Below are 26,257 nucleotides of genomic sequence, written 5' to 3'. Positions count from 1 at the left end.
ACAGCTCTTATACTTATTTGAAGAAGTGTGTAATAAATTGATTCGCTTCCTGCCAGTTATAAACCCTTACAACATTATTAGGAACGGCAAGACGATTATAAGGTGTATCAAATAACACAACAGGTATTTTTAACTCCTCTGCCAGCATCACCGCATTATCATGCTTATCCTCAAAGAAAGCTTCTACATTATGTTTTTTTGCAGCGGCTAGTTTATCATGGCTGCCGAGAAGCTCGATATGGTCGTAAGGTATAGCTTGCGATTTAAACCAATCGACCGTGATGTCTGCTACATTTTCACCTCGTGCAGAAATATAATACAGCTCAAAATTATTTTTCCAAGCGCTTAGAATATTTTTTGCATCTTTTGCCACCTCAGAGACTTCATACATGTAAGGTTCATTTTCCTTAAACCAAGTATTAAAGGCACTTCGGTCAATAGGGTGTGGGAAGGCAGATAAAAAATCATATTCACAAACATCATCCAGCGTAATATTTACATTGTACTGTTTATTAATATGTGGAATGAGTGTACTTGGACATGTCACAGTCCCATCAATATCAATACCAAAGCGGGGCTTCTTCATGCTAGCACCTCCTTAGGCATTCGCTTTTTGAGCTTCTTCCGCTGCGCGTTTTTCTTCCATTTCTGCTGCTAATTTATCAATTTCTTTCTTCAGTTCTTCCACCATTGTTTCTTCTGGCACTTTACGGACTGTTTTCCCCTTCATGAATAACAAGCCTTCACCACGGGCACCAGCAATACCGATATCTGCCTCACGCGCTTCTCCAGGACCGTTTACCGCACAGCCTAATACTGCTACTTTTAAAGGTACCTTCAATTTAGAAATATATTCTTCTACTTCATTCGCAATGGAAATTAAATCAATCTCAATGCGTCCACATGTTGGACAAGAGATCAATGTTGCCATATTAGAAGCTAGACCAAAGGATTTTAATAGTTCACGTGCTACTTTTATTTCCTCAACAGGGTCTGCTGAAAGTGAAATACGTAATGTGTTACCAATTCCTTTTGATAGGATGGCTCCAAGTCCAGCCGCTGATTTTACAGTACCAGCAAACAGTGTACCTGATTCTGTAATTCCTAAATGTAGCGGATAATTAAAAGCCTTAGACGCCTTTTCATAGGCTTCAATGGCAAGATTAACGTCAGATGCCTTCATCGATACAATAATGTCGTGGAAGTCCAAGTCTTCTAAAATTTTAATATGGTGAAGAGCAGACTCAACCATACCATCAGCCGTTGGATAGCCGTATTTTTCTAAAATATGACGCTCTAATGAACCGGCATTTACACCAATACGAATTGGAATACCCTTTGCTTTAGCCGCATTCACGACAGCCTCCACTTTTTCTTTACGACCAATATTACCTGGGTTAATACGTACTTTATCGATACCATTTTCAATGGCTTTTAATGCTAATCTATAGTCAAAATGAATATCAGCTACTAAAGGAATATGGATACGTTTTTTGATTTCGGCAATTGCATCTGCAGCACGCTCATCTGGAACTGCAACTCGAACTATTTGACAGCCTGCTTCTTCAAGTCGAAGAATCTCTGCCACTGTTGCATCTACATCATGTGTTTTGGTTGTACACATACTTTGAATGAATAATTCATTACTACCACCAATTGTTAAGTTACCGACACGTACAGGACGTGTATTTGTACGGTGACAAATTTCACTCATTAACTTTCTCTCCTTTTCGGGCCACTATTTTCAGCCGTCACTGTCATTTATTTTAGCAGTGTAAGAAAATAAGGACAAGGAAGAAACGCTAACTTTTCATTTTCCGCATTTGTTTTCAAGCTCAAATGAGAGAGGAAGCTTGATATTTTCACCTGGAACTAGTGCTTGTAATTGTAAGTGTGGGTTTAAGTTGTAAAAAAGTTGTAAGCGTTCTGGAAAGGTCATGGGAACTTTAGCAGGGTGTAGAGCAAATAAACTATGGATGGTATCTCCTTCAATCGTTTGTACAGTAATATAATTTGGCTCACGCTGTTGTTCACAAAGTCCATTTTCTGAGGTCTTTGTGGATAAAGCCGCAAGTGGGATGGACCCTTCTGTTAAATCTACTTTGACGACAAAGGCAATTACGATAATGATAGTTGTTAAGATGAATGCTCGCAAAAAATCCCCTCCTTTTCTACACTATATTGAGAAGAGAGGGGATTCATGCACATTATTTTAAATTTGGTTGTTTTGGATATTTTGTAAAGGCCACAATTAATAGAGAAATGGTTAAAAATAAAGATAGTACAGTGATAACAGTACTACTAACGGGCAGATAGTCTGCTAACATCGAAAGTAACGTAGCCCAAGTGATCGCAAAGGTAGTTGTTCTCCAGATATGGCGATACTCACCCCGACGCTTCATCGCTTTCAAGATAAATAAACCTGCTAAAGCATAAAGGGCAATTTGTGCAAAAATAAGCATTGTTGTCACGACGAAAAGCATTAGGAAGGTGAATGGATATAAGAGCCATTTAATGCCCTCTATGTAATCTGTTAAACCAGTTAAACTGTCCATATCGAATGTATCAACGGACATACCTGCTGCAAAACGACCTAAAGAGAATACGGAAACAATGGTAATCAGTAGAAAAGTATATTGAATAACCTTTCCAATAGGTAATAAACGATAGGCTGCTAGTTTTTTAGGATGTATAAGACTATCAATAAAAAGCTGTGAGTGTTTCATGCTATATCTCCTCCAATCGATATTTTAACATGTTCAAAGAGGACAAGATATGAAAGAAGTATAAATGAGGAGGGTCTTGATGTTAAAATGTTAACATTATGTAAAGAAGTTAAAGGATTTCTTTACTTTTTGTTTGGAATCATTTAATGATTAGAACGAGGGTAGTAGAGATGTAGGAATTGGAGCGAAAACAATTGACAATAGATTGGCAAAGCATTCTCTTTCAGTTTTTAGGTGGGCTAGGGGTCTTTTTATTTTCCATTAAATTCATGGGGGATGGGCTACAAAAATCAGCGGATGATCGGTTACGTGAATGGTTAAATCGCTTTACCACAAACCCTATTATGGGTGTCCTAGTTGGTATATTTGTAACGATTTGCATACAATCAAGTTCTGCCACAACAGTTATCACTGTAGGGTTAGTGAGTGCTGGTTTTTTAACATTGCGTCAAGCAATCGGCGTCATTATGGGGGCAAATATTGGTACAACGATTACAGCATTTATTATTGGTATTAATATTGGACTCTATTTTTACCCTTTATTGGCAATTGGGGCTGCCTGTTTATTTTTCTTAAAGAAAGCAACGTATCAACATATTGGTCAGATTCTATTTGGCTTTGGCGGTTTATTTTTAGGGCTAGAGTTGATGAGTGCTAGTATGCAGGCGTTACACCAGCTTGCAGATTTTGCATCGTTAACGCTTCATTTAAGTAACCAACCGATATTAGGCATATTTTTAGGAACCATTTTCACCTTACTGGTGCAAAGCTCTACCGCAACGGTGGGGGTATTGCAAGGTTTATATGCAGAACAATTAATTGGTTTAAATAGTGCTTTACCGATTTTGTTTGGAGAAAATATTGGCACGACCATTACAGCAGTTTTAGCTTCTCTTGGTGCTTCTATTTATGCTAAGCGTGCAGCAGCGGCTCATGTGTTATTTAATGTGATTGGGACGATTATTTTTATGTTATTGTTCACACCGTTTATGCAATATGTACAGTGGATTAGTGGCGTATTTCATTTAGAGCCTCGCATGCAAATTGCCATTGCTCATGGCTCATTCAATGTATTTAATATGATGATCCAACTACCATTTATCGCTGGACTCGCAGCATTAGTTACAAAGCTACTGCCGGGACATGATGGCAATATCAATGTAACAACTAAGCATTTAGATCCATCATTCATTGATTCCTCACCCGCTATTGCGCTGGGTCAAGCTAAAGAAGAGGTATTGCGAATGGGTGAACATGCATTGCGTGGGTTGGAAGAAACGTTTCTATACATGAAATCTGGAGAGGTAGAGCATATTCCAACGGTGCTACAGCTAGAAGTCGGGCTTAATCATCTAGACAATGAAATTACTGATTATTTAGTAATGGTGTCTAAGCAGCCTCTTTCCCGTGCAGACTCAGTAAGACATCATACTTTATTGACAAATGTAAGGGATTTTGAACGAATTGGGGATCACTTTGAAAATATTTTAGAGCTTTTACAGTACAAGGATCACCACGAGGTAAGCTTAAGTAAATCAGCGCGACAGGACTTAATAGGTATGTTTAGTTTAGCCATAGAGGCAGTACGCAAAAGTATAGAAGCATTAGATACCGCTAGCCTGAGCTTAGCTCAAGAAGTAACAGAGCTAGAAAGCCTGATTGATGATATGGAAGATAAACTACGTCAAAAGCATATTGCCCGATTAAACACGAATGAGTGTAGCGGGGCTGCAGGAATTGTTTATATGGATATCGTTAGCAACTTAGAGCGTATAGGAGACCATGCAGTAAATATTGCAGATTCTATTTTAGGCATTCGTCATTAATGAAACTTTTCACTTTGTTATTTCGTATGAAAGGCAATGCACGTTAAAAGGAGAGAATCTTTATGGAAGTTGTTGGCTGGATCTTAGTGATTGCCTGCTTTATTATTTCATTTATTGGTTTAGTGTATCCAATTATTCCCGGAGTACTGTTTTTAGTCGGTGGATTTTTGCTCTATGGCTTATTTTTCTCATTCGCAGAGCTAAGCTGGTGGTTTTGGGTCATTGAAATACTATTTGTCGTGTTGTTATTTGGGGCGGATACTGTGGCAAATGCGTTTGGTATCAAAAAGTTTGGTGGTTCCAATGCTGGCATGTGGGGGAGCACCATCGGGTTATTAATTGGTCCATTTGTGATCCCTGTGGCAGGGATTTTAATTGGACCATTTTTAGGGGCTGTGATTGCGGAACTAATCGTTGAGAAACGTACATTTAGTGAGGCAGTGAAAAGTGGTGTCGGTTCTTTAATTGGCTTTTTAACATCTACTGTTGTCAAGGCTGTTATTCAAATTGTTATGATTATTGTATTTTTTATCGCCATTTAATGCCTCACTTTTAAGGTTTAGTGAGTGTGAGTAAAGGGTAAGATAGTAAACATATCGGTATTTCGGTCAAAAGGCTGAAATCTTCAAATTGAAGTATTTTTCGTTGAATGGTTTGACCAATTTTGATAATCTAAGGATGTACTAATTATTTCTTATTTTAGGGAGGAACTTAACAATGGCTTACGAATTACCACAATTAACTTACGCTTATGACGCATTAGAACCACATATCGATGCAAAAACAATGGAAATTCACCATTCTAAACACCACAATACTTATGTAACAAACTTAAACGCAGCAGTAGAAGGTACTGAATTTGCAGAAAAAGACATTAACGACTTAATCGCAAACCTAGATGCTCTTCCAGCTGACAAACAAACTGCTGTACGCAACAACGGTGGCGGACATGCTAACCATACATTATTCTGGGAAGTAATCGCTCCAGGCGGTTCAAATACACCAGTTGGTGAAGTAGCAAAAGCAATCGATGCTAAATTCGGTTCTTTTGATGCTTTCAAAGAAGAATTTGCTAAAGCTGCTACAACTCGCTTTGGTTCAGGTTGGGCTTGGTTAATCGTTGATGGTGACTCAGTTGCTGTTACGTCTACTCCAAACCAAGACTCTCCAGTAATGGAAGGGAAAACTCCAGTTTTAGGCTTAGATGTATGGGAACATGCATACTACCTAAACTACCAAAACCGTCGTCCAGATTACATCGGTGCTTTCTGGAACGTAGTAAACTGGGATGTAGTAGAAGCTAAATTCCAAGCTGCAAAATAATAACGAATAATTGGCTGTGCCTAAAGTGAGCATTCACGGGGCATAGCCTTTTTTTGTTGGATAAAACAGCAAATTAAGAGTTAGAATTTAAAAATATCAGGATAATGAAGCTGAAATAAAAGGATAGCATGGAATAGGGCAACCTTTCTCCATAAAGTACCGTCAAATAAATGATGTTTTACATAAGAAATCGAAAGTGCGTGCTTTTCTGTCATACCTTCGAATGGTATACTAGGTATCGTGTATTGAAATGATCAGAAGATGAGGAGGGGAATACATATGCGCAAAGCACCAGGAAAAAATCGCGCGGCGAGTGTTAAAGCAAAACATCATTCTAACTTAACATTTCGTATGAATATCCTTTTCTTTGCAATATTTATCGTATTTTCAATGTTAATTTTTAGACTTGGCTATATGCAAATCGTCAAAGGGGAAGATTATGTACGTATTTTAGAGCGTACAGAAGAGGTTCCTGTCAACACAAGTGTACCAAGGGGACGCATGTATGATCGTTATGGTCGTATTTTAGTAGATAATCACCCAGAAAATGCCATAACGTATACGAAAATGCAAACGACCACAACAGAGGAGATGCTTGATATCGCGAAAAAGCTGGCACAATTGATTGAACAGCCAACAAAGCGTGTCACATTGCGTGATAAACAGGATTTCTGGATACTACAAAATCATGATGCTGCCTATGAAAAAGTTACAGAGGCAGAAAAAGCAAAGATTAATGCACAAGAAAATATTACAACAAGTCAAATTAATGCAGAGATTGATAAACTGGTACGGGAACGTATCACAAACGAAGAACTTTTACAATTAACAGAGGCAGATTTAGAGGTATTAGCGATTTATCGTGAAATGGTATCTGGCTATAATCTATCTCCTCAAATTATTAAAAGTGAAAATGTATCAGCTGATGAATTTGCTCGTGTATCTGAGCGTTTAACTGAACTACCAGGTGTTAATACAACAACAGACTGGAAACGTGTCAAATTATCATCTTTATCTATTCTTGGACGTACAACGGTCCCAACAAAAGGGATACCGAAAGAGAAGCTCAATTACTATTTAGCACGTGACTACTCACGTAATGACCGTGTGGGAGAAAGTTACATTGAAGCACAATATGAAGAATTACTACAAGGTCAAAAAACAGTTGTGAAAAATATTACCAATAAAAAAGGTCAGGTAGTCGATACAGTTACAACCTATGAAGGGGAGCCAGGTAAAGACTTAATCCTTTCATTGGATAGTGAGCTGCAGGCTGAAACGGATAAGATTGTAGAAGAAGAACTGCTTAACTTAAAAGCACTTCCAGGCTCCTATCTATTAGATCGCGCCTTCCTAATTATGATGGATCCAAATACAGGCGACATTTTATCGATGGTAGGTAAGAAAATAGAAAAAAATCCCGAGACAGGGCAAAATGAAGTCGTTGACTATGCATATGGATCGTTTACCACGGCTTATGAGGCAGGTTCATCTGTTAAAGCAGCAACAGTTCTCACTGGCTACAATCAGGGCGTTATTTCGATGGGTACTTCAATGGGAGACGAGCCGATTAAATTAGCTAGCACGGATCCGAAAACATCTATTTTTAACAGGGCTGGATATATTCCGATGAATGACTTGTTGGCATTAGAACGTTCTTCCAACTCCTATATGTTTAAAATTGCGTTGCTGCTTAATGGAACACCTTATAGTTATGGTATGCCATTACGCTTAAAGGACGATACGTTCTCAAAAATGCGTAATAATTATGCGCAATTTGGTTTAGGTGTGAAAACAGGCATTGATTTACCAAATGAATTTAGCGGAGTGAGTGGTCCATCAGGTCCTACAATGGGTGGTAAAACACTCGACTTGGCTATTGGTCAGTATGATACGTATACACCGCTTCAACTTGCGCAATATATTTCGACAGTTGCCAATGGTGGCTATCGTATTCAGCCACATGTTGTGAAAGAGGTTCGTGACCCATCTCAGGATGGAAAGCAATTAGGACAATTAGTAACCGAAGTAGGTCCAACTATTTTGAATCAAATTGATAATCCTAAAGAAGAGATCGATTATGTAAAGCAAGGGCTACGTCGTGTATATACTGGTTCACATGGTACAGCACGAGCACAATTTGCCGATGCTCCATATACAGCAGCAGGGAAAACAGGGACTGCAGAGGTAGTGTATTATGGTCCATTACGTGAGCATTACGGCACAAATACGATTAATTTAACGCATGTTGGCTTTGCCCCATATGAAAATCCTGAAATTGCCTATGCAGTTGTGATCCCATGGGTTAATACAAATTTAGCTCCACACTACTATCAAAATAATGTCATTGCTAGACGTTCTTTAGATAAGTATTTTGAATTAAAAGCTAAATATCAAGCTGAAAAAGTAACAGATAGTAATGTAAAACAGCCAATTTTACCAGCGATTACGGAAGAAAAAATTGGAGAGAATGAGCAGGAATAAAGGGTATTGGATACGCGCTAATACAAAACGGATTTGGAAAAATTATTTCCCAAATCCGTTTTATTTTTACTTTTTTTAAGACTAGTCATGAGTAATGGAAAGGGGCGTTTGCATAGCAAAACGCCCCTTTCAGATATTTAGTGCCTTTATGCGGATAATTGCTGAATGGCTAATTCAAATTGCTCTCTTGGTTTTACCCCATAAAGCTCTATATTGTTATAGAAATAAGAAGCTAGCATAAAATCAACCGCCTCTTGAAGTGTGTAGTCCCGATGTTCCATTACTAATGATAAATATGTTTTAAAATAATCGACATTTTGTACTTTTGCATGTTTCATGACAAAGGTCAAACGCTCCTTATCATTAAAATAAATATTTCCTAACACAATTGCTTATTATAACACCTTTCCTATAGGAAGCAAGTTTCCCCTATTGTAAATTCATCTTTACAAACGTTTACAAAGCATTACATTCCTTTACATCTCTTTTACGAACCGTTTATACGACTTCAACAATCAGTCATTATAGTAAAGATTGTAAGACAAATAACTATAAAACAGTTCATGACGGAGGCAAATGAGATGAAAAAGTGGAAGTACTTAACGATGACAGCGGTAATGGGTTCTGCATTAATGCTAGGTGCATGTGGTAGCGATTCTGCACAAAACGGAAACAATACAGAAACGAACGCACCAGCAAGCTCAGGACAAGAAGCTGCTGATGAAAAGCTACAAGGGTCTGTAGCTGGAGATGGCTCATCAACAGTAGCACCAATCATTGAGGCAGTTGTTGAAGAGTATGCAGGTACACAACCAGATGTCAAAGTATCAGTGGGGGTTTCTGGTACTGGTGGTGGTTTTGAAAAATTCATCGCAGGTGAAACAGACTTTTCAAATGCATCTCGTAATATAAAAGATGAAGAGAAAGCGAAATTAGAAGAAGCGGGCATTGATTTTACAGAGCTAGCTTTAGCATATGACGGTTTATCAGTAGTCGTGAACCCAGAAAATGATTGGGCGAAGGACTTAACGGTCGAACAACTACAAAAAATTTGGATTGAAGATGGGACTGAGAAAAAATGGTCTGATATTGATCCATCTTGGCCAGATGAAAAAATCGTTTACTATTCACCAGGTACTGATTCAGGCACATACGACTACTTTGATGAAGTGATTTTAGATGGTGCAGATCTAGTAAGCTCAGCAACATTATCAGAGGATGATAATATGCTAGTGCAAGGTGTTTCTGGTGATAAAAATGCGATCGGCTTCTTCGGTTATGCTTACTACCTTGAAAATAAAGATAAATTAAACATTGTCAAAGTAAATGGCGTAGAGCCAACAAATGAAACAATTGAAGGTGGCGAATATACACCACTTTCACGTCCATTATTCACATACGTAAAAAATAGTGCGATGAAGGACAATGAAGCAGCTTACGACTTCATTAAATTTACACTTGAAAACGCAGGCGATATGGCTGAAGCAGTGGGCTATGTTCGTTTACCTGAAGAAAAATATACTGAAGGCTTAAAAACTTTAGAAGGCTTAAAATAAGAAGACATGCATAGAGGGAAAGAGATGTATGCTCTTTCCCTCACTTATTTGAAAGGAGCTCCCAATGGTTTCTCAAAAGGAAGATAAGACATCATCTGTGCAGCAATTAATTGCAAATTCGCGCAACCAAAAAACAAAGAAAATAGTGGAAAAAGCCATGCCAGCTCTATTATTTTCTGCAGCTATTATTTCGATATTAACAACATTTGGCATTGTTTTCACCCTTATTTTTGAAACGTTTGAATTCTTTAAACGCGTGTCGATTACGGATTTCCTTTTCGGTACTAAATGGTTACCGTTTTCAGGTAACGAACCGTTATTTGGGATACTGCCATTAATCGCTGGTACATTAAAAGTGACACTTATTGCAGTTGTAGTAGCTGTACCATTTGGAATTGCTTCAGCTATCTATTTAAGTGAATATGCAAGTGAGAAAACACGACGTACAGTGAAACCTATTTTAGAGGTATTAGCAGGTGTGCCAACAATTGTTTATGGCTTCTTCGCTTTAACATTTGTCACACCAGTTTTACAAGAAATTGTACCTGGACTCAAACTATTTAATGCATTAAGTCCTGGTATTGTTGTAGGGATTATGATTTTACCAATGATTACGTCTCTTTCAGAAGATGCCATGTCATCTGTACCAAATAGTATGCGTGAGGGAGCCTTAGCTCTAGGTGCGACGAAATTTGAAGTAGCAATCAAAGTGGTATTACCCGCTGCGCTTTCAGGGATTATCGCTTCAGTTGTGTTAGCTATTTCCCGGGCAATTGGAGAAACAATGATTGTATCACTTGCAGGTGGTTCAACACCGAAATTTGACCTCAATGTGACAGACTCTATTCAAACAATGACTGCATACATTGTACAGGTTTCAACTGGTGATGCGGGTTACGGTACAACCATTTATTACTCAATTTATTCAGTAGGATTCACACTATTTATCTTTACGCTAGTAATGAATTTACTTGCTCACTATATTTCGAAACGCTTCAGGAGGTTTACTAGCATGCGCTATATGGATGACACAGTCGTCATGAAACGAATGACAAAGCGTATTACAGCAAATAAAGTTTGGAAAACTCTATTTTTCTTAGCTACAACGTTTGCACTTGTTACTTTAGCTGTTTTACTGTACCGCATTGTGACACAGGGGATTGATTACTTAAACATCGATTTCTTGACGAATTTTGCATCACGATTTGCGGATAAGGCAGGTATCAAAGCTGCTTTAATCGGTTCGCTTTGGTTAATGGCAGTTGTAGCACCAGTATCGATTATTTTAGGAGTTGGTACTGCGATTTATTTAGAGGAGTATGCCAAGAAAAATAAAATCAATGACTTTATTCGCATGAATATATCGAATCTAGCAGGTGTTCCTTCCATTGTTTTTGGATTACTTGGATTAACTATTTTTGTACGTATGATGGATCTAGGAAAAAGTATTTTAGCTGCTGGCTTTACAATGAGTTTGTTAATTTTACCGGTTATCATTGTAGCGGCTCAAGAGGCTATTCGTGCAGTGCCAAACGAACAACGTGAAGCTTCATATGGCATGGGTGCAACGAAATGGCAAACGATTTTGCGTGTTGTATTGCCAGCTGCCATTCCAGGTATTTTAACAGGAAGTATTTTAGCCTTGTCTCGTGCCATTGGAGAAACAGCTCCACTAGTTGTAATTGGAATTCCAGTTATCCTGCAGTTTTTACCGAATGGTTTACTGAGTCAATTTACAGCATTACCAATGCAAATCTATGATTGGGCAAAACGACCACAAGAAGCCTTTCAGTATGTAGCGGCAGCAGGTATTTTAGTGCTTATGACAGTGCTGTTATTAATGAATTCGATCGCCATCTATATCCGAAATAAATTCCAAAAACGTTATTAATGAGGTGACCTTATGGTATTAGATTTTAAAGAGGAAAAAACAATTGTCAAACGGAATCAGGCAACGACTAAGTCTGTAGCAGATGTGGCGAAAAATATTGTCTATGATACACGCAATTTAAACTTATGGTATGGTGACCATCATGGTTTAAAAGATGTTAATTTAAGCATCTATGAAAATGAAGTAACGGCTATTATTGGACCATCTGGCTGTGGGAAATCTACGTATCTAAAAACATTAAACCGCATGGTTGAACTTGTACCAATCGTACGTACATCAGGAGAGATTTTATATCGTGAGCGAAATATTTTAGATAAAAACTATACGGTAGAAGAATTAAGAACACGTGTAGGGATGGTATTCCAAAAGCCAAACCCGTTTCCAAAATCTATTTATGATAACATTGCCTATGGACCAAGAATTCATGGCATTAAAAATAAAAAAATTCTGGATGAAATTGTGGAGAAGTCATTAAGAGGGGCAGCCATTTGGGACGAGGTAAAAGACCGTTTGAATCAAAATGCCTACGGATTATCAGGTGGTCAGCAACAACGTATTTGTATTGCACGTTGTTTAGCGATTGAGCCTGATGTCATCTTAATGGATGAGCCAACATCTGCCTTAGACCCGATTTCTACATTGAAAGTGGAAGAGTTGGTCCAAGAACTGAAAAAGGACTATTCCATTGTCATCGTGACACATAATATGCAGCAAGCGGCACGTATTTCTGATCGTACAGCATTTTTCCTAAGTGGAGAGGTTGTCGAATACGATAAAACGGATGTTATTTTCCAAACACCAGCAGATCAACGTACAGAAGACTATATTTCGGGACGTTTCGGCTAAGGAGGAGCAATGAATGATCGTACGTGAACGTTTTGAACAAGAGTTAAAAGAGGTACAGGGGCAATTTCTTGCAATTGCCAATAGCAGTATCCTTGCATTAAAAACAGCTTTTGAAGCATTGGTGGAGCAGGATTTAGAAAAGGCTTTAAAAATTTTGGAAGACGATTTAATCATTAATCGCCTTGAAGAAGAAATTAATGACCATGTGATCCTAATGATTGCCAAGCAGCAGCCAGTAGCAACAGATTTACGCCGTCTCATGGTTCTTGTAAAGGCAGCTTCAGATATGGAAAGAGTAGGGGACTATGCGGTTAATATAGCTAAAGAAGCAATTCGAATCGGTAAGGAGCCAATGATTTTCCCAATAACAAATCTCCAAACCATGTGTAATAAAACAGTAGAAATGCTAGAGAGCATCATGAAGGCCTTTACTGAGGAAGATACGGTACGCGCTAAAGAGATTGCAGAGTTAGATGATTACGTGGACGATTTATACGGAGCGACGATCACCCTTTTACTTCGTGCTGGGGTAGAAAATCCCTCCCATATTTCACAGATTACACACCTAACATTTATTTGCCGCTATTTAGAACGTTCTGCTGATCATGCTACAAATATTGCTGAACATCTATTTTACTTAGTAAAGGGCAAACATTATGAATTAAATAATTAAGAGAGAAGAGCTGCGTTTTAGCTCTTTTTTTCATTTGCAGAAAAAAATCTCCTGAAGCAGCAACATTGTCTTTGGCTGTAGCGTCTTTATAGCGAGCGTTTTTGTATTGTCAAAAAAATTTTTTGGTTATACTATAGACATTATCCAAAAAATGTGGTGCTTAGGAGGTGCTGCTATATGAAAGATGCAATTGAATCCCTCATCAAGCAATTTGACAAGCAGTTGACAATAGAACAACTTGACTATTTACGTTTTCTCTATGAAAACCTACATATAGAGAGTTAAGTGAAGGGGAACAACATTATTTTATCGATTATTTTTTCAAGAGTGAACCATTACGAAATATGGCAGCATTTGCTCTGGAATTGACGGATATTATGCATGAAATCCAAGAGAATATTCCTGCTATTGAGAAGGCAGAACGCTTAGCAAACGGCAAAGAGCAACGCCAGTATTATGAACGAAAATGGTCAGAGCTTAGACGTCAAAAGCTTAAGCAACAGACAACGAAAAGCGGAAATATTTACTATGTACCTTTTCATGATTATCAACAAGACCCTGGCCCGATGATTATTTGTTTAGAACAAACGACAGGAATGGCCGCTTATTCTGAGATTTGTAAAAGTATGATTTTAGCGTTATTTATGAGTGCGCATCGGGAAGGCCGTGATTTATACATTGTACCGTATGATCGGCAAATTCATGTCCACTATCGCTTTGAAAATGGGCATTTAAATTTAGCTGATTTTAAGAGTTTTATCGAATATAAGGCAAAGGGAGAGGCAGCCATTTTACCTGTTTTACAATTTGTGAAAGCATTGCTACAGGAAAATCAATTAGGTACAGAAGCAGATGTCATTATTTTTACAGAAGGAGCACCTATTGATGGGCAGCATCTCGTTGGCAAGCAAGCCAAAACGATGCTAAAGGAAATGAAGCAAAAATATCATGCTGAATTTTCAGTGATTGCCATGCATGAACATAATTTTAATAAACAGCAATTTTGGTTTGCTAGTAAGGCTTTTTTTGCAGATGATGCCATACAATAACAAGAAGGGGCTAACCATTTCTGAAGGTCGGCTCCTTTTTGCTGGCGATACATAGGTAGTTATAAAGGAGATATACATGGATTCATTACATTGGTTATTACCTAAATTTACAGTCCCAACTTGGCTAGATGGCTTAATTGCCGTCATTATTTGTTTAGTCGGATGGCTTATTCAACGATTCATCATCAAAAAAATTATTCATCGTGTCGTGCTATTTTTAAAAGATCGTCAGCGCAATTTCCAAGCAAATGTACTGGCTCAATTTAGTAAAGCAATTGGCTATGCCTTTATGACGACGGTCATAGTGCTCAGCTTATCTTATTTAATAAAGGTTCCTTTATTTACGCATCCATCAACAAAGAATTTTGTATTGTCTATTATGGTGTTTCTTGCTTTTAAAGGGATTTATGATGTTTTGAATTTCTATACGAAACAACCATTTGAATTAACGAGCGAAGAGGATCAGAATGTATTATTACCGTTTTTCCTACGAATAGGTAAAGTGCTTATCATGATTTTTGCTATGTTTACGATTGCTTCCTTTTGGGATTTTAATCTGAATGGCTTTTTAACTGGAATTGGCTTAACGGGTGTGGCGATTGCCTTTGGGATTCGCGATACACTAGCGCATGTATTTGGTGGCATGTCCGTAGCTTTAGATAATCCATTCCAAATAGGAGATTGGATAGCGACAGAGGATCAAAAAATTGAAGGAACGATTGAGGATATCAATTTAAGAAGTACGTTAATTCAAACAGGAGACAAAGGACTTGTATATGTGCCGAACTCCTATTTAGTGAACCGTCCACTTTATAATTTATCTAAGCGAGAAAAACGGAAATGTGAGCAGTTTTTATATATCGCTGCTGATAATGATGAGGAAGACATACGTAGCGCTTTAACGGCCATTCATAAGGAAATTTATTTACATGCTAAAACAGAGAAAGACATGATTCATGTATTTATAGATGAGTTTCATTATGATTCGTATCGCGTGCTTGTTCGATTCTTTGTTGCCACAAATGATACTGCTGTTATGCTGGAAGTACGACAGGATATTTTATTTGCCATTCGTCAAATAATGGAGGAGCTATCGATTACATTAGCTAGCCATCCTGAAGATGAAAGTCTACGAAATAAAAAATAAATTGAATTGTAAGATAGTTTGCTTTACAATATTACCAAGAAATCAGCTTTGATGAAGAGTAGTAGCTAGTACAATTTGTTATAGAGAGCTAGTGGTTGGTGAAAACTAGTACAAATGTTTAGTGAATGGACTTCGGAGCTCTAATCCTGAAAACAGTATGGATTAGCGGATGCCTACGTTATAAGGCTTAAAGAGGGTTTTCTTATCAGGAGACCAATGAAGGTGGCACCACGGCTTTTCCGTCCTTTTGTGATGGAAAGGCCTTTTTATATTTTTTTCTTTAGACAGCATATATTTTAGCTGAATGAAGAGAAAGCCTTTAGCAGATTTCTGCTGCTAAAGATAGATGAGGTGTAGATGAGCAGAGCTTAGAGAAGGAGAGAAGAGAGTATGGCAGTTGAGCTTAGAAAGTATGCTATGAAAGTATTACAGGGGGATATGATGACCCCGATCTCTGTGTATCAATCACTGAAAGGGCAGCATAAAATGTTGTTCGAATCCTCAGCGAAACATGAGGAAAGTGGGCGATATTCCTTTATCGCCATCAATCCAGTGGCTGAACTAAAAGGAAACAATGAAGAATTCGTGTTTTCAAAAGGATCAAAAAATGACAAGGCTAGGGGCAATGTGCTTGATCGATTAAAAGAACTAATACCCTTTCATGAAGAAAGCTATCCTTTTGCTTTCTTTGGAGGAGCTATAGGTTTCTTTGGCTATGAAACAGCATTTTACACAGAACAAATAGGTGACTATTTACAGGATGATTTAGCTATGCCTGATGTTCATGTTTTTTTCTATGATACATTTATTGTTTTTGATCATCTAACACAGGAAATTACACTAGCTTCGATTGATCTATTTCAGGATGGACGTTCATTACAGGAGATGGAAGCTGCTATTACAACGATGGAGCAACAGCTTTGTGCAGGCACAACCTTTGAGGCATTAAAGGTGGATGAGTTACAGTTTAAGCCAATGATTTCGAAGGAACGATTTATTGCTTTGGTGGAACGTGCTAAACAGCATATTTTGAGAGGTGATATTTTCCAAATTGTGTTATCGCAACGTTTTTCTGCACCATTTACAGGTTCGCCATTCTCGCTCTATCGTCAATTGCGCACGTCTAACCCGTCACCCTATATGTTTTATATGGATTATGGGGACTATGTTATTTTAGGAACATCTCCTGAAAGTCTTGTAAAGGTAAAAAATCGAAAAGTGACAACCAACCCAATAGCGGGTACAAAGCCGCGTGGCACGACAATAGAACAGGATGAAGCAATCGCAAATGCGCTATTAGAGGATAGCAAGGAAATAGCTGAACACCGTATGTTAGTGGATTTAGGTCGCAATGATCTTGGTCGTATTGCAAAAGTCGGTTCCGTCAAGCTAGCCAAATACATGAAAATAGAGCGCTATAAATATGTGATGCATATGGTATCTGAGGTGATTGCTGAATTGCGAGATGACCTTCATGTTCTGGATGTACTTCGTGCTTGTTTACCTGCTGGTACAGTGTCAGGGGCACCAAAAATTCGTGCCATGCAATTGATTAATGAATTAGAACCAGTAAAGCGAGGAGTATATGCGGGAGCGGTAGGCTATATTTCGACAACTGGTGATATGGACTTGGCCCTCGCAATTCGCACGATGCTCATTAAGGACCAAAAGGCACATGTACAGGCAGGAGCAGGTATTGTTTATGATTCAATTCCATTGTCAGAATATGAAGAAACAATGAATAAGGCACGTGCCCTATTGGAGGTAAAAAATGATTTTAATAATAGATAACTATGATTCTTTTACCTATAATTTATTTCAACAAATCAGTATGCTTGGAAAAAGCGTCAAGGTCATACGAAATGATGCCATTACTATAGAAGAAATTCAAAAACTATCGCCAGAAGCCATCATTTTATCACCAGGGCCAGGAACGCCAAATGAAGCAGGTATAACAATAGAGGTCATCAAGGTGCTCTATCAAAAAATCCCTATTTTAGGTATCTGTCTTGGACACCAATCTATAGGGCAGGCTTTTGGCGCAAATATTGTGCAGGCCAAAAACATTATGCATGGAAAGCTGTCCCCATTACAATACGAGCAAACAGGTTTATTTGCCCAATTAGATGGAGATATCGAGGTTATGCGATATCATTCACTTATTATTGAAGAACAAACTTTACACAAGGATTTTAAGATACTCGCCACAGCGGGAGATGACGGAGAGATTATGGCCATTCAACATAAAGAATATCCTCTTTATGGGCTGCAGTTTCATCCTGAATCAATCGGCACAAAAGAAGGCAGTATGATGATGCAAGCCTTTCTGGAAAGTATAGCTTAATAAAAAAGCTGTCGCCTCATCTGAATGGGCGACAGCTTTTTAAGTTATTGTTTCTTGCCTGTAATTAAATTAGCTATTTCTTCTAAGGTCATGGAAGAATTGACCTCATAGGAGCCGATTTGTAAGCTTCTAGCATATTTAGGGTTAGCGAGTAGTAACTCCATTTCAACACTATTGGTAATAATGCCACCGTCTTCAAGTTTTTGTGCCACACTATACGGTGTGATGCCACTATAGATTTGCAGAGACATCGTTGTTACATCCGTAGCCGTTTCTTCATCAGCTTGTTCAGATGCATCTGTTGTAGAAGTTTTTTCAGTCGTATGTACTTGCTTTAATTGATCCTTTAACGAGGCAATTTCTTGATTGGCCTTACTTAATTTGTTTTGTAGTTCTTCTACCTGTTGTTGATTGGAAAATTCCTTGGTAGGAAGACCAATAGTTACATCGAAGCGGTTTGCGAGTGCGAGCAATGCCCCAACAAGAAAAACGGCTATACCAAATGCACGAATGGCAGACTTATTCATCAATTAACGCCCCCGTTTGCAATCACTTGCCGAACTTGCTCTTCTGTTAAATTTGAGCGAATACTAATATCTGCTACAGAAAGTCCCTGTTTATTTAATTCAAGTACCTGACTAATAATAATTTGATGAATCGGTTTTGCTGCTGCTGTTGTTTGTCCAACTTTTGAAGCCTGTGCAGCCTGTTGAACGGCCTGCATGACTTGGTGCACTTTAGGATCTTGACCTTTTGGAGGGATACTTGATTTTGATTTCACTTGGAACTCAGGCTCTAGTAAAAGTTCTTCCTCCACAATCTTAAGGCGACGCTTTAAATTATTCGTTTCTTGGAAGATGGAGATAGATAATTCTTCGACATCTTGTTCGATTTTTTCGTGCTATTTTTGAAAAAGAACGAAACAATGATCAGAAAAATTCCGATACTCATTAATACGATGGATAAATCCAATAGTTTCACCTCAATGTAGTATGTAATTATAAGATATTTTACCATATGCAAACTTAATATGAAATGAAGGTAGATTTTTTTTCAGTTTATGTTATAATAGGTTAGTCGTATAAATCATGCTCAAATTTAAATTCTTGATATAGAGTGGGAGGGTTAATGATGCGCGTAAATATTACTTTAGCTTGCACAGATTGCGGCGAACGTAACTACATTTCTAAAAAGAACAAGCGTAACAATCCAGAGCGTCTTGAACTTAAAAAATATTGCTCTCGCGAGAAGAAATACACTCTTCACCGTGAAACTAAGTAATCGCTCATTAAGCCAAAACCACAAGTGGTTTTGGCTTTCTACATTTTATCAAATCATTCAATGTAACACTTCCAGGAGGATATGACGTTTTACGATATAGGAGGTAGCCTAGATGGATAAAACAACTTTACGAAACACGGTACGCAAAGACCTTGCAACCTTGACGGATGAAGATTATTATCGTCAATCATTAGCTGTGTTAAAAAAGGTGCTACAGGAACCATATATAATAGAAGCAAATACAATTGGTATGACCATTTCAAATAAGCCAGAAGTCGACACAATTCTTCTAATTGAGGAATTATGGAAACTAGGGAAAAAGGTCGCAGTTCCTAAATGTCACCCGAAAACAAGAGAAATGTCATTTTATGCAATTGATTCATTTGCACAGCTTGAAACTGTATATATGCATTTGCGTGAGCCCATTCCAGCAAAAAGTGAGTTTGTTGACGCAAATGAGATGGATATCATTATTGTACCAGGCGTTGTTTTTGATCCATACGGTTATCGAATCGGCTATGGCGGTGGTTATTATGACCGCTATGTATTAAACTATAACAAGGGTAAGCTGATGTCGTTGCTCTTTGATGAGCAAATCATTGATTGTGTTCCTACTGAAGCACATGATTGCCCAGTAGATATCATTGTGACGCCTACAAAACGTATTGACTGTGTTGCACAACGAGGAGCGAACGAAAATGGATAAAATGCTAGATATTTATGAACTCTTGAAAACATATGGTACCTATATTTATACACGTGATCCTATTGGCGATTTGATGCTGATGGAGGATGAAATACGTGAGCTCTATAAAGCGAATGTACTAGATATAAAAGATTATCAAATGGCCCTACTGCTTATTCGACAAGAAACAACAAGACTTCGTATGGAAGAGCATAAAAAGTAATGTTTGAAATATAATGTAATTGGGTATTGTAAAATTAATGTAACATGTATGTAATATTCTTAAAAACAGTGGGTTTCCGCTGTTTTTATGTTTTTACGAAACTTTTTACAATGCAAAACGTATATATAGATATCTGGTGCATAGAAAGAGCAAAGAGAAAAAATTTTCCATGAGATATGTGTTGATTATCTGTTAAAAAAGGATTAAGATATATTTTGTTTCCGTAACAAAATGTAAAAAATTATTATTTTTTTGTAAGGAAGTAGGGAGGATGTTAGGAATGAAATCAATAAAGTGGCCTAAACATTCATTTATGATACTAGCAATTATAGCAACTTGGATCAAAACGGTCATTGTTTACCACACAAGCTTTGAAATGAAAATTGAAAATGCAATGCAACAGTTTATTTTATTTATTAATCCATTAAGCTTCTTGCTATTTACGTATGGTTTATCACTATTCTTTAAATCAGCAAAAGCTAGAAATCGTTATTTGATTACGGTCAGCGTTATTTTGTCCATTGTTTTATACGGAAATGTAGCGTTCTATCGATTCTACAATGATTTTATTACGCTACCAGTATTATTCCAAACAAGTAACTTTGGTGACTTAGGAACATCAGTAGCAGCCATTGTTGAGCCTTGGGATGTATTATATTTCGTTGATGTCGTTATCTTAATCTTAGCGAATAAATTTTTACCAAAAATGAAAGATGCATTTAAAGTGAATATTGAATTCCGTCGTGCATTTTTTGTGCTTGCAATAGCAATGACATTCTTAAATTTAGGATTAGCAGAAACGGAGCGTCCACAATTACTAACACGTAGTTTTGACCGCGAATTATTAGTAAAAAACATTGGTACGTACAATTACCACTTGTATGACATTTATATTCAATCTAAATCATCTGCACAACGTGCGTTAGCCGATGGTAGTGAACTAGTAGAAGTGAACAACTATATACGTTCTAATCAGGCTGCTGTAAATCCAGAGATGTTTGGGAAATATAAAGGTCGTAACCTGATTGTGGTGTCGATGGAGTCATTACAAAACTTTGTCATTAATAATGACATGAATGGTCATGAAATTACGCCATTTTTAAACTCTTTAACAAAAGATAAAGATACGTATTATTTCAGTAACTTCTATCACCAAACAGGTTTAGGAAAAACATCTGACTCCGAGTTTATTGTTGAAAACTCATTGTTTGGTTTAGGTCGAGGTGCTGTATTCTTCACGCATGGTGGAAATACGTATAATTCAATGGCTGAACGCCTTGGAGAAAATGGATACTTTACAAATGTCATGCACCCTAATAATAAATCATTCTGGAATCGTGACATGATGTATCAATCGTTAAAAATTAATAAATTCTACGATATAGATTCATATACTGTGGAAGAGGGGCAAGCTGTAAACTGGGGAATGAAAGATGTTCCATTCTTAGAGCAATCAGCTGCTTTAATGAAAGATATGCCTCAGCCATTCTACTCTAGACTTATTACTTTAACGAACCATTATCCATTTACATTGGATCCAGAAGATATTATGATTCCTGAATATGATTCAAATTCAGGTACATTAAATCGTTACTTCCAAACAGTACGTTACATGGATGAGGCATTAAAAGACTTCTTCCAACAGTTAAAAGATCAAGGTGTCTATGATAATTCTATTATTGTGATGTATGGGGATCACTATGGTATTTCTGAGAACCATAATAAAGCAATGGCACAATATTTAGGAAAAGATCAAATTACACCAATGGATAATGCAATGCTTCAAGAAGTACCTTTATTCATCCACATCCCAGGAGCGGGCGATGGAAAAGAAATGACTGAGATTTCAGGACAAATGGATTTACGTCCAACGATCTTACACCTTCTTGGCGTTGAAACGTCAAAAGATATGCAAATGGGTGCGGATTTATTCTCTCCAGAGCATGAGGACTTTGTAGTCTTCCGTGATGGACGCTTTATTACAGATAAATACGTCTATGCTGGTGAAGCTTGCTATGACAAAGCAACTGGCGAAGAAATAGATGGTGAGCCATGTCAGTCTTATGCTGATCGTGCCACAATGGAGCTAGAAAATTCCGATGCCATCATTAATGGCGACTTACTTCGCTTCTATGACGAAAAAACAGGTAATTTAAAGCAGGATTCAGTTAAGTAATCAAAGGGAGATCTCGTATAGGGATCTCCTTTTTATATTGCTGATATAAAGGAATTGGTCACAATCAACCATTCATAAAATTTTTTTGTGAATCTTATGCTAAAGAAAACACCTTTCGCAATGTTTTACAACATGATGCAACGTGAATACACTTTATTGGGCATTTCTTTTTATTGACAAATAGAAAGATACGATTATAATAAGTGTAAATATCTGCATAACGAAGATTTGTTTTTCGCATTTCGGAGTATAAGAGTGAAAGGCATCGAAAAGAACGAGTAACTTTAATGGAACTAACAGAGAGTAGCCGGTTGTTGAGAGGCGCAAGGGGATATTAAAGTGAATACATCTTGGAGCTGCGTACCGAAACTTTAGTAGGCTACGACGGGGTTGCATCCGTAATCATTGCAAAAGTATCGCTATGGCTGTACTTGTTAAGGAGGGCTATGTGAATAGCTCTCGAAAAAAGGTGGTAACACGTTTATCTACGTCCTTTAGGAATTTCCTAAAGGCGTTTTTTTATGCCTTCTAAGCAAAAGCGGTACCCCACATTTACTCTTATAGAACTTGCAATATTAATATTTAATATTACAAGGAGATGTTTCGTATGTTTTTAACACCAAAGGAGCAAATGGCGATTATCAAGAAAGGTGCTAACAAGATCGTTGACGAACAGGATTTACTTGAAAAATTAGAGCGATCATATAAAGAACAGCGACCTTTAACGATTAAGCTAGGACTAGATCCGTCCGCACCAGATATTCATTTAGGCCATGCGGTTGTTCTACGAAAAATCAAGCAAATGCAAGATTTAGGCCATCATGCAGTTATTGTTATCGGTGATTTTACAGGACGAATTGGCGATCCTACAGGTAAAGCCAAGGGCCGAACAGCCTTAAATGACGATACAGTGAAGAAAAACGCCCAAACATATTGTGAGCAAATTTTTAAAGTACTAGATCCGAACAAGACAACGGTTCGTTTTAATAGTGAATGGTTAGCGAAGCTGTCCTTTGAAGAAGTCATCAAGCTAGCAGCCACAACATCTGTTGCTCGACTTTTAGAGCGTGAGGATTTTCAGAAACGCTACCAGCAGCACATCCCAATTGGTATACATGAGTTTTTCTACCCACTCATGCAAGCATATGATTCAGTAGAGCTTGTGGCAGATATAGAGTTAGGTGGAACGGATCAGACTTTCAATATTTTAATGGGACGCACCTTACAAAAGCATCGGGGATTAGAAAAACAAATTGCTATTTTTATGCCCTTGCTAGAGGGATTAGATGGCATAGAAAAAATGAGTAAGAGCTTAGGTAATTATATTGGCATCAACGAAGCACCTGAGATTATGTTTAAAAAGGTGATGGAAGTCCCAGATACTTTAATTATCAAATATTTTGAATTAGCAACAGATGAGCATCCACTACATGTGCAGGCTATTCAAGATAGACTACAAAAGGGAGAGAATCCCCGCGATTTGAAATTCCTATTAGCAGAAATTATAACGGCTTTATACCATGGATCTACAGCAATGGAGGAAGCAAGAGCTTATTTTGAAGCAGCATTTCAAAAAAGGGAAATACCAAAAAACATTCCTATACTGCTCTTGGAAATTGATAAGGAAAGAATCGTGGATATCATTCCACAACTAGTGGTAATGGGTTTTATTCAAAGTAAGAGTGAGTTTTTGCGGTTAATCAAGCAAAAAGGAGTATCCTTGAATGGAGAAAAAATGGCGATGGATGACTTATCACAAGTATTAATGAATAATGATGTCCTACAAATTGGCAAGAAGCGATTTCTTCAATTCAATAAGTAATAACAGACAAAAAAAGAGCAATCTCCGAGGAGACTGCTCTTTTTTTGTCTAAATTTTAGTGTAATTTTGGTGGGTAACCGCTGTGAACAATCGTCATGATGACGAACCATCCGAATACAGCAGCACTTAATAAGTTGAAAACAACGCTTAAAAGGTTCTTTTCTTTAATTGCTTGGAATGTACCAAATACAGCTAAAATCGCTACTAGACCAAAAATAACCATTAATAAGTTCATTAAAAATAGACACTCCTTTCGACATCAGAAAATGAATGTCGCAAACAATATTCCTCCTTAATTGTAAACGTTCTACTTGTTTTTGTCGAGGACTAAAATACTGTAAACTATGAACATTTATCGTCAAATTGTGGCAAAGCCTGTATAATAGGAAATTGAGGTGATAACTATGATGAACGTACGAAGTTATTCTCTTGGTCCCGTCCAAACGAATTGCTATATCGTATCGAATAAAGAAAAAGAATGTATCGTATTTGATCCAGGTGAAGAAGCGGAGCGTCTAATTAAAACAATCCGTAGCAACGGCTTAAAACCTCTTGCTATCTTTTTAACACATGCCCATTTTGATCATATAGGGGCAGTAGATGCAGTGCGTGAGGTATTTGATGTTCCTGTATGGATTCATGAAAAGGAAGTTAGTTGGCTAGCAGATCCAACGAAAAATGGCTCTAGTAAATATCCTGCATTACCAGATTATAGGGTAGCTGCACCAGCGCAAGATACAATTATCAAAAAAGAACAGCAAATTGAAATGAGTAATTTTGTGTTTCAAGCAGTTTTTACACCTGGGCATTCACCGGGGAGTATTTCCTATATCTTTGAAAATGACGGTTTTGCCATCGTGGGAGATACGTTATTTGAACAAGGTGTAGGACGTACAGATCTATTAGGTGGATCAACCAAAATTTTATTGGAATCGATCCATCATAAACTGTTGACATTACCTGAGGATACTATTATCTATCCTGGACACGGTAATTATACAACGGTAGGCGCAGAAATGGAGACAAATCCTTTTTTAAATGGATTTTAAAATATGGCTAATAAACTGTTTTAGCACATAAAAAAGCGTATCTCACCGAAAGTGAGATACGCGATTTTGTTTGTATTAATGACCGCCACCAGGTACGTGAATGAATGTTGTATAGTACGTGAAGCCAGCGAAGAATACAGTTAAATATGCTCCGAAAATGTACATGTACATACGTTCTGAAAGGTTTAAGAAGCCTAATAATAAGAATAAACCTGTATTACCTAAGAATAATAGCGATACCTCGTTCATACCTCCAAGGTAGAACATAACGGCAAAAATACCTGTCCAGAATGCCATAACTTTATACATATTATCCATGAAATTTCCCCTCCTTTTGCCCACGACACAATAATCTCTTACTCATTATAAATGATATGAAAGGTGTCTGTAAACTGGAACTTCTCCATGTTTGTGACAAACAAATGGATTTTTAATCTAGCTATCGATTTCTGTCACGTTTATTTCATATTTACATAAATCGCAATTATGTATCATACTTTCCATTTGCACAAATTCATTGTTCGTAAACAAGGCATCTAATTGCCCTTTTAAATAGGATTCATGTAATGAACAAACAATTTCAGAATAGGCTGTCAGTTGCTCCTGGAAGGGACAATTGAAGATGGAGAAGATAACTTTTTTTCCATTCTCAGTTTGTTGAATTTGTGGAATATAACCAATTAATGCGGCATTGTCCGTTAATAGCTGAAGTTTTTCTTCGAAGGAAAGAGAATTACTTAATGTCAATTCAGCATTCATATAATTTTTCATTTGCTGGTAGCCGTCTTGGTAGCTAATTTCCTGGCACTTTGTTAATGCAGATGGACCAAAGTCTTCAATTAATTGTATCGTCCATTTTAATAAACGATCTTCCTCACGTCTTGGAAAAGTAAGAGATACGCCTTTTTCTGAAGCTTTATAAACACGTCCAGGTCTGCCACCTTTACCTGTTTTTACATAGTCAGCTGTAATAATATTTATTTCTGAAAGCTTCGTTAAATGAAGTCGAGCAACGTTAGGATGGATACCGAATTTATCAGCAATATGTTGTACAGTAACTGTTTTTTTCTCTTGCAATATGTACTCATAAATAGAGTATCTTGTTTCATCCGCTAGTGTACTAGTAATTTTTAATGGATGGATCATGAGCTTCACC

Annotated in this window: 28 protein-coding genes, 1 pseudogene and 2 other annotated features; of the genes and pseudogenes, 19 read left to right on the top strand and 10 right to left on the bottom strand. The window is 37.4% G+C overall.

Features of this window, described 5'->3' with window-relative positions:
* Window positions 1-13: 13 nt before the first annotated feature.
* The 4 genes from NP781_RS13880 to NP781_RS13865 form a co-directional block, all read right to left on the bottom strand.
* Window positions 14-586, bottom strand: a complete 573-nt coding sequence (locus NP781_RS13880) for a 5' nucleotidase, NT5C type (protein ID WP_221680115.1) — start codon at window positions 584-586, stop codon at window positions 14-16.
* Window positions 587-598: 12 nt separating this feature from the next.
* A complete protein-coding gene (gene ispG / locus NP781_RS13875) occupies window positions 599-1,714 on the bottom strand; it encodes a flavodoxin-dependent (E)-4-hydroxy-3-methylbut-2-enyl-diphosphate synthase (RefSeq protein WP_221680116.1) in 1,116 nt (371 codons plus the stop codon).
* Window positions 1,715-1,810: 96 nt separating this feature from the next.
* On the bottom strand, window positions 1,811-2,155 hold the full coding sequence (locus NP781_RS13870; protein WP_221680117.1) for a hypothetical protein: 345 nt from the start codon (window positions 2,153-2,155) through the stop codon (window positions 1,811-1,813).
* A 52-nt stretch (window positions 2,156-2,207) separates the two neighbouring features.
* On the bottom strand, window positions 2,208-2,726 hold the full coding sequence (locus NP781_RS13865; protein ID WP_221680118.1) for a DUF1189 family protein: 519 nt from the start codon (window positions 2,724-2,726) through the stop codon (window positions 2,208-2,210).
* A gap of 194 nt (window positions 2,727-2,920) precedes the next feature.
* Between NP781_RS13865 and NP781_RS13860 the strand changes: the two genes are divergently transcribed.
* The 4 genes from NP781_RS13860 (at window position 2,921) to NP781_RS13845 (ending at window position 8,359) form a co-directional block, all read left to right on the top strand.
* The gene (locus NP781_RS13860; RefSeq protein ID WP_221680119.1) at window positions 2,921-4,552 is read left to right on the top strand and encodes a Na/Pi cotransporter family protein; all 1,632 of its coding nucleotides are present in this window, start codon (window positions 2,921-2,923) and stop codon (window positions 4,550-4,552) included.
* A 62-nt stretch (window positions 4,553-4,614) separates the two neighbouring features.
* The gene (locus tag NP781_RS13855; RefSeq protein ID WP_004230999.1) at window positions 4,615-5,094 is read left to right on the top strand and encodes a DUF456 domain-containing protein; all 480 of its coding nucleotides are present in this window, start codon (window positions 4,615-4,617) and stop codon (window positions 5,092-5,094) included.
* A 175-nt stretch (window positions 5,095-5,269) separates the two neighbouring features.
* Window positions 5,270-5,875: a superoxide dismutase gene (locus NP781_RS13850; protein ID WP_016995356.1), complete on the top strand. Its 606-nt coding sequence runs from the start codon at window positions 5,270-5,272 to the stop codon at window positions 5,873-5,875.
* A gap of 279 nt (window positions 5,876-6,154) precedes the next feature.
* Complete coding sequence (locus tag NP781_RS13845; RefSeq protein WP_221680120.1) at window positions 6,155-8,359, top strand: peptidoglycan D,D-transpeptidase FtsI family protein; 2,205 nt, start codon at window positions 6,155-6,157, stop codon at window positions 8,357-8,359.
* 146 nt (window positions 8,360-8,505) lie between these two features.
* Here the strand turns inward: NP781_RS13845 and NP781_RS13840 are convergent, their stop codons facing one another.
* Window positions 8,506-8,697, bottom strand: coding sequence for a hypothetical protein (locus tag NP781_RS13840; protein WP_221680121.1), 192 nt, complete (start codon window positions 8,695-8,697; stop codon window positions 8,506-8,508).
* A 243-nt stretch (window positions 8,698-8,940) separates the two neighbouring features.
* Here NP781_RS13840 and NP781_RS13835 point away from each other — a divergent pair, with 243 nt between their 5' ends.
* The 9 genes and pseudogenes from NP781_RS13835 to NP781_RS13795 all read left to right on the top strand — a co-directional run bounded on the left by NP781_RS13835 (window position 8,941) and on the right by NP781_RS13795 (window position 17,865).
* On the top strand, window positions 8,941-9,915 hold the full coding sequence (locus tag NP781_RS13835) for a PstS family phosphate ABC transporter substrate-binding protein (RefSeq protein WP_225340358.1): 975 nt from the start codon (window positions 8,941-8,943) through the stop codon (window positions 9,913-9,915).
* A 64-nt stretch (window positions 9,916-9,979) separates the two neighbouring features.
* A pseudogene (gene pstC / locus NP781_RS13830) lies at window positions 9,980-10,915 on the top strand (phosphate ABC transporter permease subunit PstC); the annotation flags it as partial.
* A gap of 12 nt (window positions 10,916-10,927) precedes the next feature.
* Window positions 10,928-11,806, top strand: coding sequence for a phosphate ABC transporter permease PstA (gene pstA / locus NP781_RS13825; protein ID WP_221680123.1), 879 nt, complete (start codon window positions 10,928-10,930; stop codon window positions 11,804-11,806).
* 12 nt (window positions 11,807-11,818) lie between these two features.
* A complete protein-coding gene (gene pstB / locus NP781_RS13820; protein ID WP_004231006.1) occupies window positions 11,819-12,652 on the top strand; it encodes a phosphate ABC transporter ATP-binding protein PstB in 834 nt (277 codons plus the stop codon).
* Window positions 12,653-12,665: 13 nt separating this feature from the next.
* Window positions 12,666-13,325, top strand: a complete 660-nt coding sequence (gene phoU, locus NP781_RS13815; RefSeq protein ID WP_004231007.1) for a phosphate signaling complex protein PhoU — start codon at window positions 12,666-12,668, stop codon at window positions 13,323-13,325.
* A 344-nt stretch (window positions 13,326-13,669) separates the two neighbouring features.
* Window positions 13,670-14,374, top strand: coding sequence for a vWA domain-containing protein (locus NP781_RS13810; protein ID WP_257520174.1), 705 nt, complete (start codon window positions 13,670-13,672; stop codon window positions 14,372-14,374).
* Between the two features lie 76 nt (window positions 14,375-14,450).
* The gene (locus NP781_RS13805; RefSeq protein ID WP_221680125.1) at window positions 14,451-15,521 is read left to right on the top strand and encodes a mechanosensitive ion channel family protein; all 1,071 of its coding nucleotides are present in this window, start codon (window positions 14,451-14,453) and stop codon (window positions 15,519-15,521) included.
* A 39-nt stretch (window positions 15,522-15,560) separates the two neighbouring features.
* Window positions 15,561-15,771, top strand: a binding site (T-box leader).
* A 140-nt stretch (window positions 15,772-15,911) separates the two neighbouring features.
* On the top strand, window positions 15,912-17,312 hold the full coding sequence (trpE, locus tag NP781_RS13800; RefSeq protein ID WP_257520172.1) for an anthranilate synthase component I: 1,401 nt from the start codon (window positions 15,912-15,914) through the stop codon (window positions 17,310-17,312).
* A complete protein-coding gene (locus NP781_RS13795) occupies window positions 17,293-17,865 on the top strand; it encodes an anthranilate synthase component II (RefSeq protein ID WP_221680127.1) in 573 nt (190 codons plus the stop codon). The genes trpE and NP781_RS13795 overlap by 20 nt, the downstream gene beginning before the upstream one ends.
* A gap of 44 nt (window positions 17,866-17,909) precedes the next feature.
* Here NP781_RS13795 and NP781_RS13790 read toward each other — a convergent pair whose 3' ends face one another.
* Complete coding sequence (locus NP781_RS13790) at window positions 17,910-18,392, bottom strand: hypothetical protein (RefSeq protein WP_221680128.1); 483 nt, start codon at window positions 18,390-18,392, stop codon at window positions 17,910-17,912.
* Entirely contained in the window at window positions 18,392-18,682 is a 291-nt protein-coding gene (locus tag NP781_RS13785; protein ID WP_257520171.1) for a hypothetical protein, read from the bottom strand. Before NP781_RS13785 ends, NP781_RS13790 begins: the two co-directional genes overlap by 1 nt.
* 314 nt (window positions 18,683-18,996) lie before the next feature.
* Between NP781_RS13785 and rpmG the strand changes: the two genes are divergently transcribed.
* From rpmG to tyrS, 5 genes are all read left to right on the top strand, one after another.
* A complete protein-coding gene (rpmG, locus tag NP781_RS13780) occupies window positions 18,997-19,146 on the top strand; it encodes a 50S ribosomal protein L33 (RefSeq protein WP_008408521.1) in 150 nt (49 codons plus the stop codon).
* 112 nt (window positions 19,147-19,258) lie between these two features.
* A complete protein-coding gene (locus NP781_RS13775) occupies window positions 19,259-19,852 on the top strand; it encodes a 5-formyltetrahydrofolate cyclo-ligase (protein ID WP_221680130.1) in 594 nt (197 codons plus the stop codon).
* Window positions 19,845-20,054 (top strand): YqgQ family protein, encoded by a 210-nt coding sequence (locus NP781_RS13770; RefSeq protein WP_004231021.1) that lies wholly within the window; start codon window positions 19,845-19,847, stop codon window positions 20,052-20,054. The genes NP781_RS13775 and NP781_RS13770 overlap by 8 nt, the downstream gene beginning before the upstream one ends.
* Before the next feature lie 280 nt (window positions 20,055-20,334).
* Window positions 20,335-22,230: an LTA synthase family protein gene (locus NP781_RS13765; protein ID WP_004231024.1), complete on the top strand. Its 1,896-nt coding sequence runs from the start codon at window positions 20,335-20,337 to the stop codon at window positions 22,228-22,230.
* Between the two features lie 256 nt (window positions 22,231-22,486).
* Window positions 22,487-22,728: a binding site (T-box leader), on the top strand.
* 109 nt (window positions 22,729-22,837) lie between these two features.
* A complete protein-coding gene (tyrS, locus tag NP781_RS13760; protein WP_221680131.1) occupies window positions 22,838-24,052 on the top strand; it encodes a tyrosine--tRNA ligase in 1,215 nt (404 codons plus the stop codon).
* Window positions 24,053-24,107: 55 nt separating this feature from the next.
* Here the strand turns inward: tyrS and NP781_RS13755 are convergent, their stop codons facing one another.
* Complete coding sequence (locus tag NP781_RS13755) at window positions 24,108-24,287, bottom strand: DUF2759 domain-containing protein (RefSeq protein ID WP_004231029.1); 180 nt, start codon at window positions 24,285-24,287, stop codon at window positions 24,108-24,110.
* Between the two features lie 169 nt (window positions 24,288-24,456).
* On the opposite strand from NP781_RS13755, the gene NP781_RS13750 reads away from it, so the two are divergent.
* Window positions 24,457-25,101, top strand: coding sequence for an MBL fold metallo-hydrolase (locus NP781_RS13750; protein WP_009370182.1), 645 nt, complete (start codon window positions 24,457-24,459; stop codon window positions 25,099-25,101).
* 75 nt (window positions 25,102-25,176) lie between these two features.
* Here NP781_RS13750 and NP781_RS13745 read toward each other — a convergent pair whose 3' ends face one another.
* Both NP781_RS13745 and NP781_RS13740 read right to left on the bottom strand, forming a co-directional pair.
* Window positions 25,177-25,419, bottom strand: a complete 243-nt coding sequence (locus NP781_RS13745; RefSeq protein ID WP_004231035.1) for a DUF2626 family protein — start codon at window positions 25,417-25,419, stop codon at window positions 25,177-25,179.
* Between the two features lie 117 nt (window positions 25,420-25,536).
* Entirely contained in the window at window positions 25,537-26,247 is a 711-nt protein-coding gene (locus tag NP781_RS13740; protein WP_257520170.1) for a helix-turn-helix transcriptional regulator, read from the bottom strand.
* Window positions 26,248-26,257: the final 10 nt, after the last annotated feature.

Source organism: Lysinibacillus sp. FN11, from assembly GCF_024628845.1.
Taxonomy (GTDB): Bacteria; Bacillota; Bacilli; order Bacillales_A; family Planococcaceae; genus Lysinibacillus; species Lysinibacillus capsici.
The sequence above is the reverse complement of the archived record's forward strand: the minus strand, read 5'-3'. Positions and strand labels throughout refer to the sequence as shown.

Excerpts from the sequence above, each read along its gene's own strand:
- rpmG (WP_008408521.1), top strand. The coding sequence starts at position 18,997 with ATGCGCGTAAATATTACTTTAGCTTGCACAGATTGCGGCGAACGTAAC.
- NP781_RS13755 (WP_004231029.1), bottom strand. The coding sequence starts at position 24,287 with ATGAACTTATTAATGGTTATTTTTGGTCTAGTAGCGATTTTAGCTGTA.
- NP781_RS13880 (WP_221680115.1), bottom strand. The coding sequence starts at position 586 with ATGAAGAAGCCCCGCTTTGGTATTGATATTGATGGGACTGTGACATGT.
- NP781_RS13850 (WP_016995356.1), top strand. The coding sequence starts at position 5,270 with ATGGCTTACGAATTACCACAATTAACTTACGCTTATGACGCATTAGAA.
- trpE (WP_257520172.1), top strand. The coding sequence starts at position 15,912 with ATGGCAGTTGAGCTTAGAAAGTATGCTATGAAAGTATTACAGGGGGAT.
- NP781_RS13775 (WP_221680130.1), top strand. The coding sequence starts at position 19,259 with ATGGATAAAACAACTTTACGAAACACGGTACGCAAAGACCTTGCAACC.
- NP781_RS13835 (WP_225340358.1), top strand. The coding sequence starts at position 8,941 with ATGAAAAAGTGGAAGTACTTAACGATGACAGCGGTAATGGGTTCTGCA.
- NP781_RS13845 (WP_221680120.1), top strand. The coding sequence starts at position 6,155 with ATGCGCAAAGCACCAGGAAAAAATCGCGCGGCGAGTGTTAAAGCAAAA.
- NP781_RS13790 (WP_221680128.1), bottom strand. The coding sequence starts at position 18,392 with ATGAATAAGTCTGCCATTCGTGCATTTGGTATAGCCGTTTTTCTTGTT.
- NP781_RS13795 (WP_221680127.1), top strand. The coding sequence starts at position 17,293 with ATGATTTTAATAATAGATAACTATGATTCTTTTACCTATAATTTATTT.
- tyrS (WP_221680131.1), top strand. The coding sequence starts at position 22,838 with ATGTTTTTAACACCAAAGGAGCAAATGGCGATTATCAAGAAAGGTGCT.
- NP781_RS13865 (WP_221680118.1), bottom strand. The coding sequence starts at position 2,726 with ATGAAACACTCACAGCTTTTTATTGATAGTCTTATACATCCTAAAAAA.
- NP781_RS13765 (WP_004231024.1), top strand. The coding sequence starts at position 20,335 with ATGAAATCAATAAAGTGGCCTAAACATTCATTTATGATACTAGCAATT.
- NP781_RS13810 (WP_257520174.1), top strand. The coding sequence starts at position 13,670 with ATGGCAGCATTTGCTCTGGAATTGACGGATATTATGCATGAAATCCAA.
- pstA (WP_221680123.1), top strand. The coding sequence starts at position 10,928 with ATGCGCTATATGGATGACACAGTCGTCATGAAACGAATGACAAAGCGT.
- NP781_RS13750 (WP_009370182.1), top strand. The coding sequence starts at position 24,457 with ATGATGAACGTACGAAGTTATTCTCTTGGTCCCGTCCAAACGAATTGC.
- phoU (WP_004231007.1), top strand. The coding sequence starts at position 12,666 with ATGATCGTACGTGAACGTTTTGAACAAGAGTTAAAAGAGGTACAGGGG.
- NP781_RS13740 (WP_257520170.1), bottom strand. The coding sequence starts at position 26,247 with ATGATCCATCCATTAAAAATTACTAGTACACTAGCGGATGAAACAAGA.
- NP781_RS13745 (WP_004231035.1), bottom strand. The coding sequence starts at position 25,419 with ATGGATAATATGTATAAAGTTATGGCATTCTGGACAGGTATTTTTGCC.
- NP781_RS13805 (WP_221680125.1), top strand. The coding sequence starts at position 14,451 with ATGGATTCATTACATTGGTTATTACCTAAATTTACAGTCCCAACTTGG.
- pstB (WP_004231006.1), top strand. The coding sequence starts at position 11,819 with ATGGTATTAGATTTTAAAGAGGAAAAAACAATTGTCAAACGGAATCAG.
- NP781_RS13840 (WP_221680121.1), bottom strand. The coding sequence starts at position 8,697 with ATGAAACATGCAAAAGTACAAAATGTCGATTATTTTAAAACATATTTA.
- NP781_RS13770 (WP_004231021.1), top strand. The coding sequence starts at position 19,845 with ATGGATAAAATGCTAGATATTTATGAACTCTTGAAAACATATGGTACC.
- NP781_RS13855 (WP_004230999.1), top strand. The coding sequence starts at position 4,615 with ATGGAAGTTGTTGGCTGGATCTTAGTGATTGCCTGCTTTATTATTTCA.
- ispG (WP_221680116.1), bottom strand. The coding sequence starts at position 1,714 with ATGAGTGAAATTTGTCACCGTACAAATACACGTCCTGTACGTGTCGGT.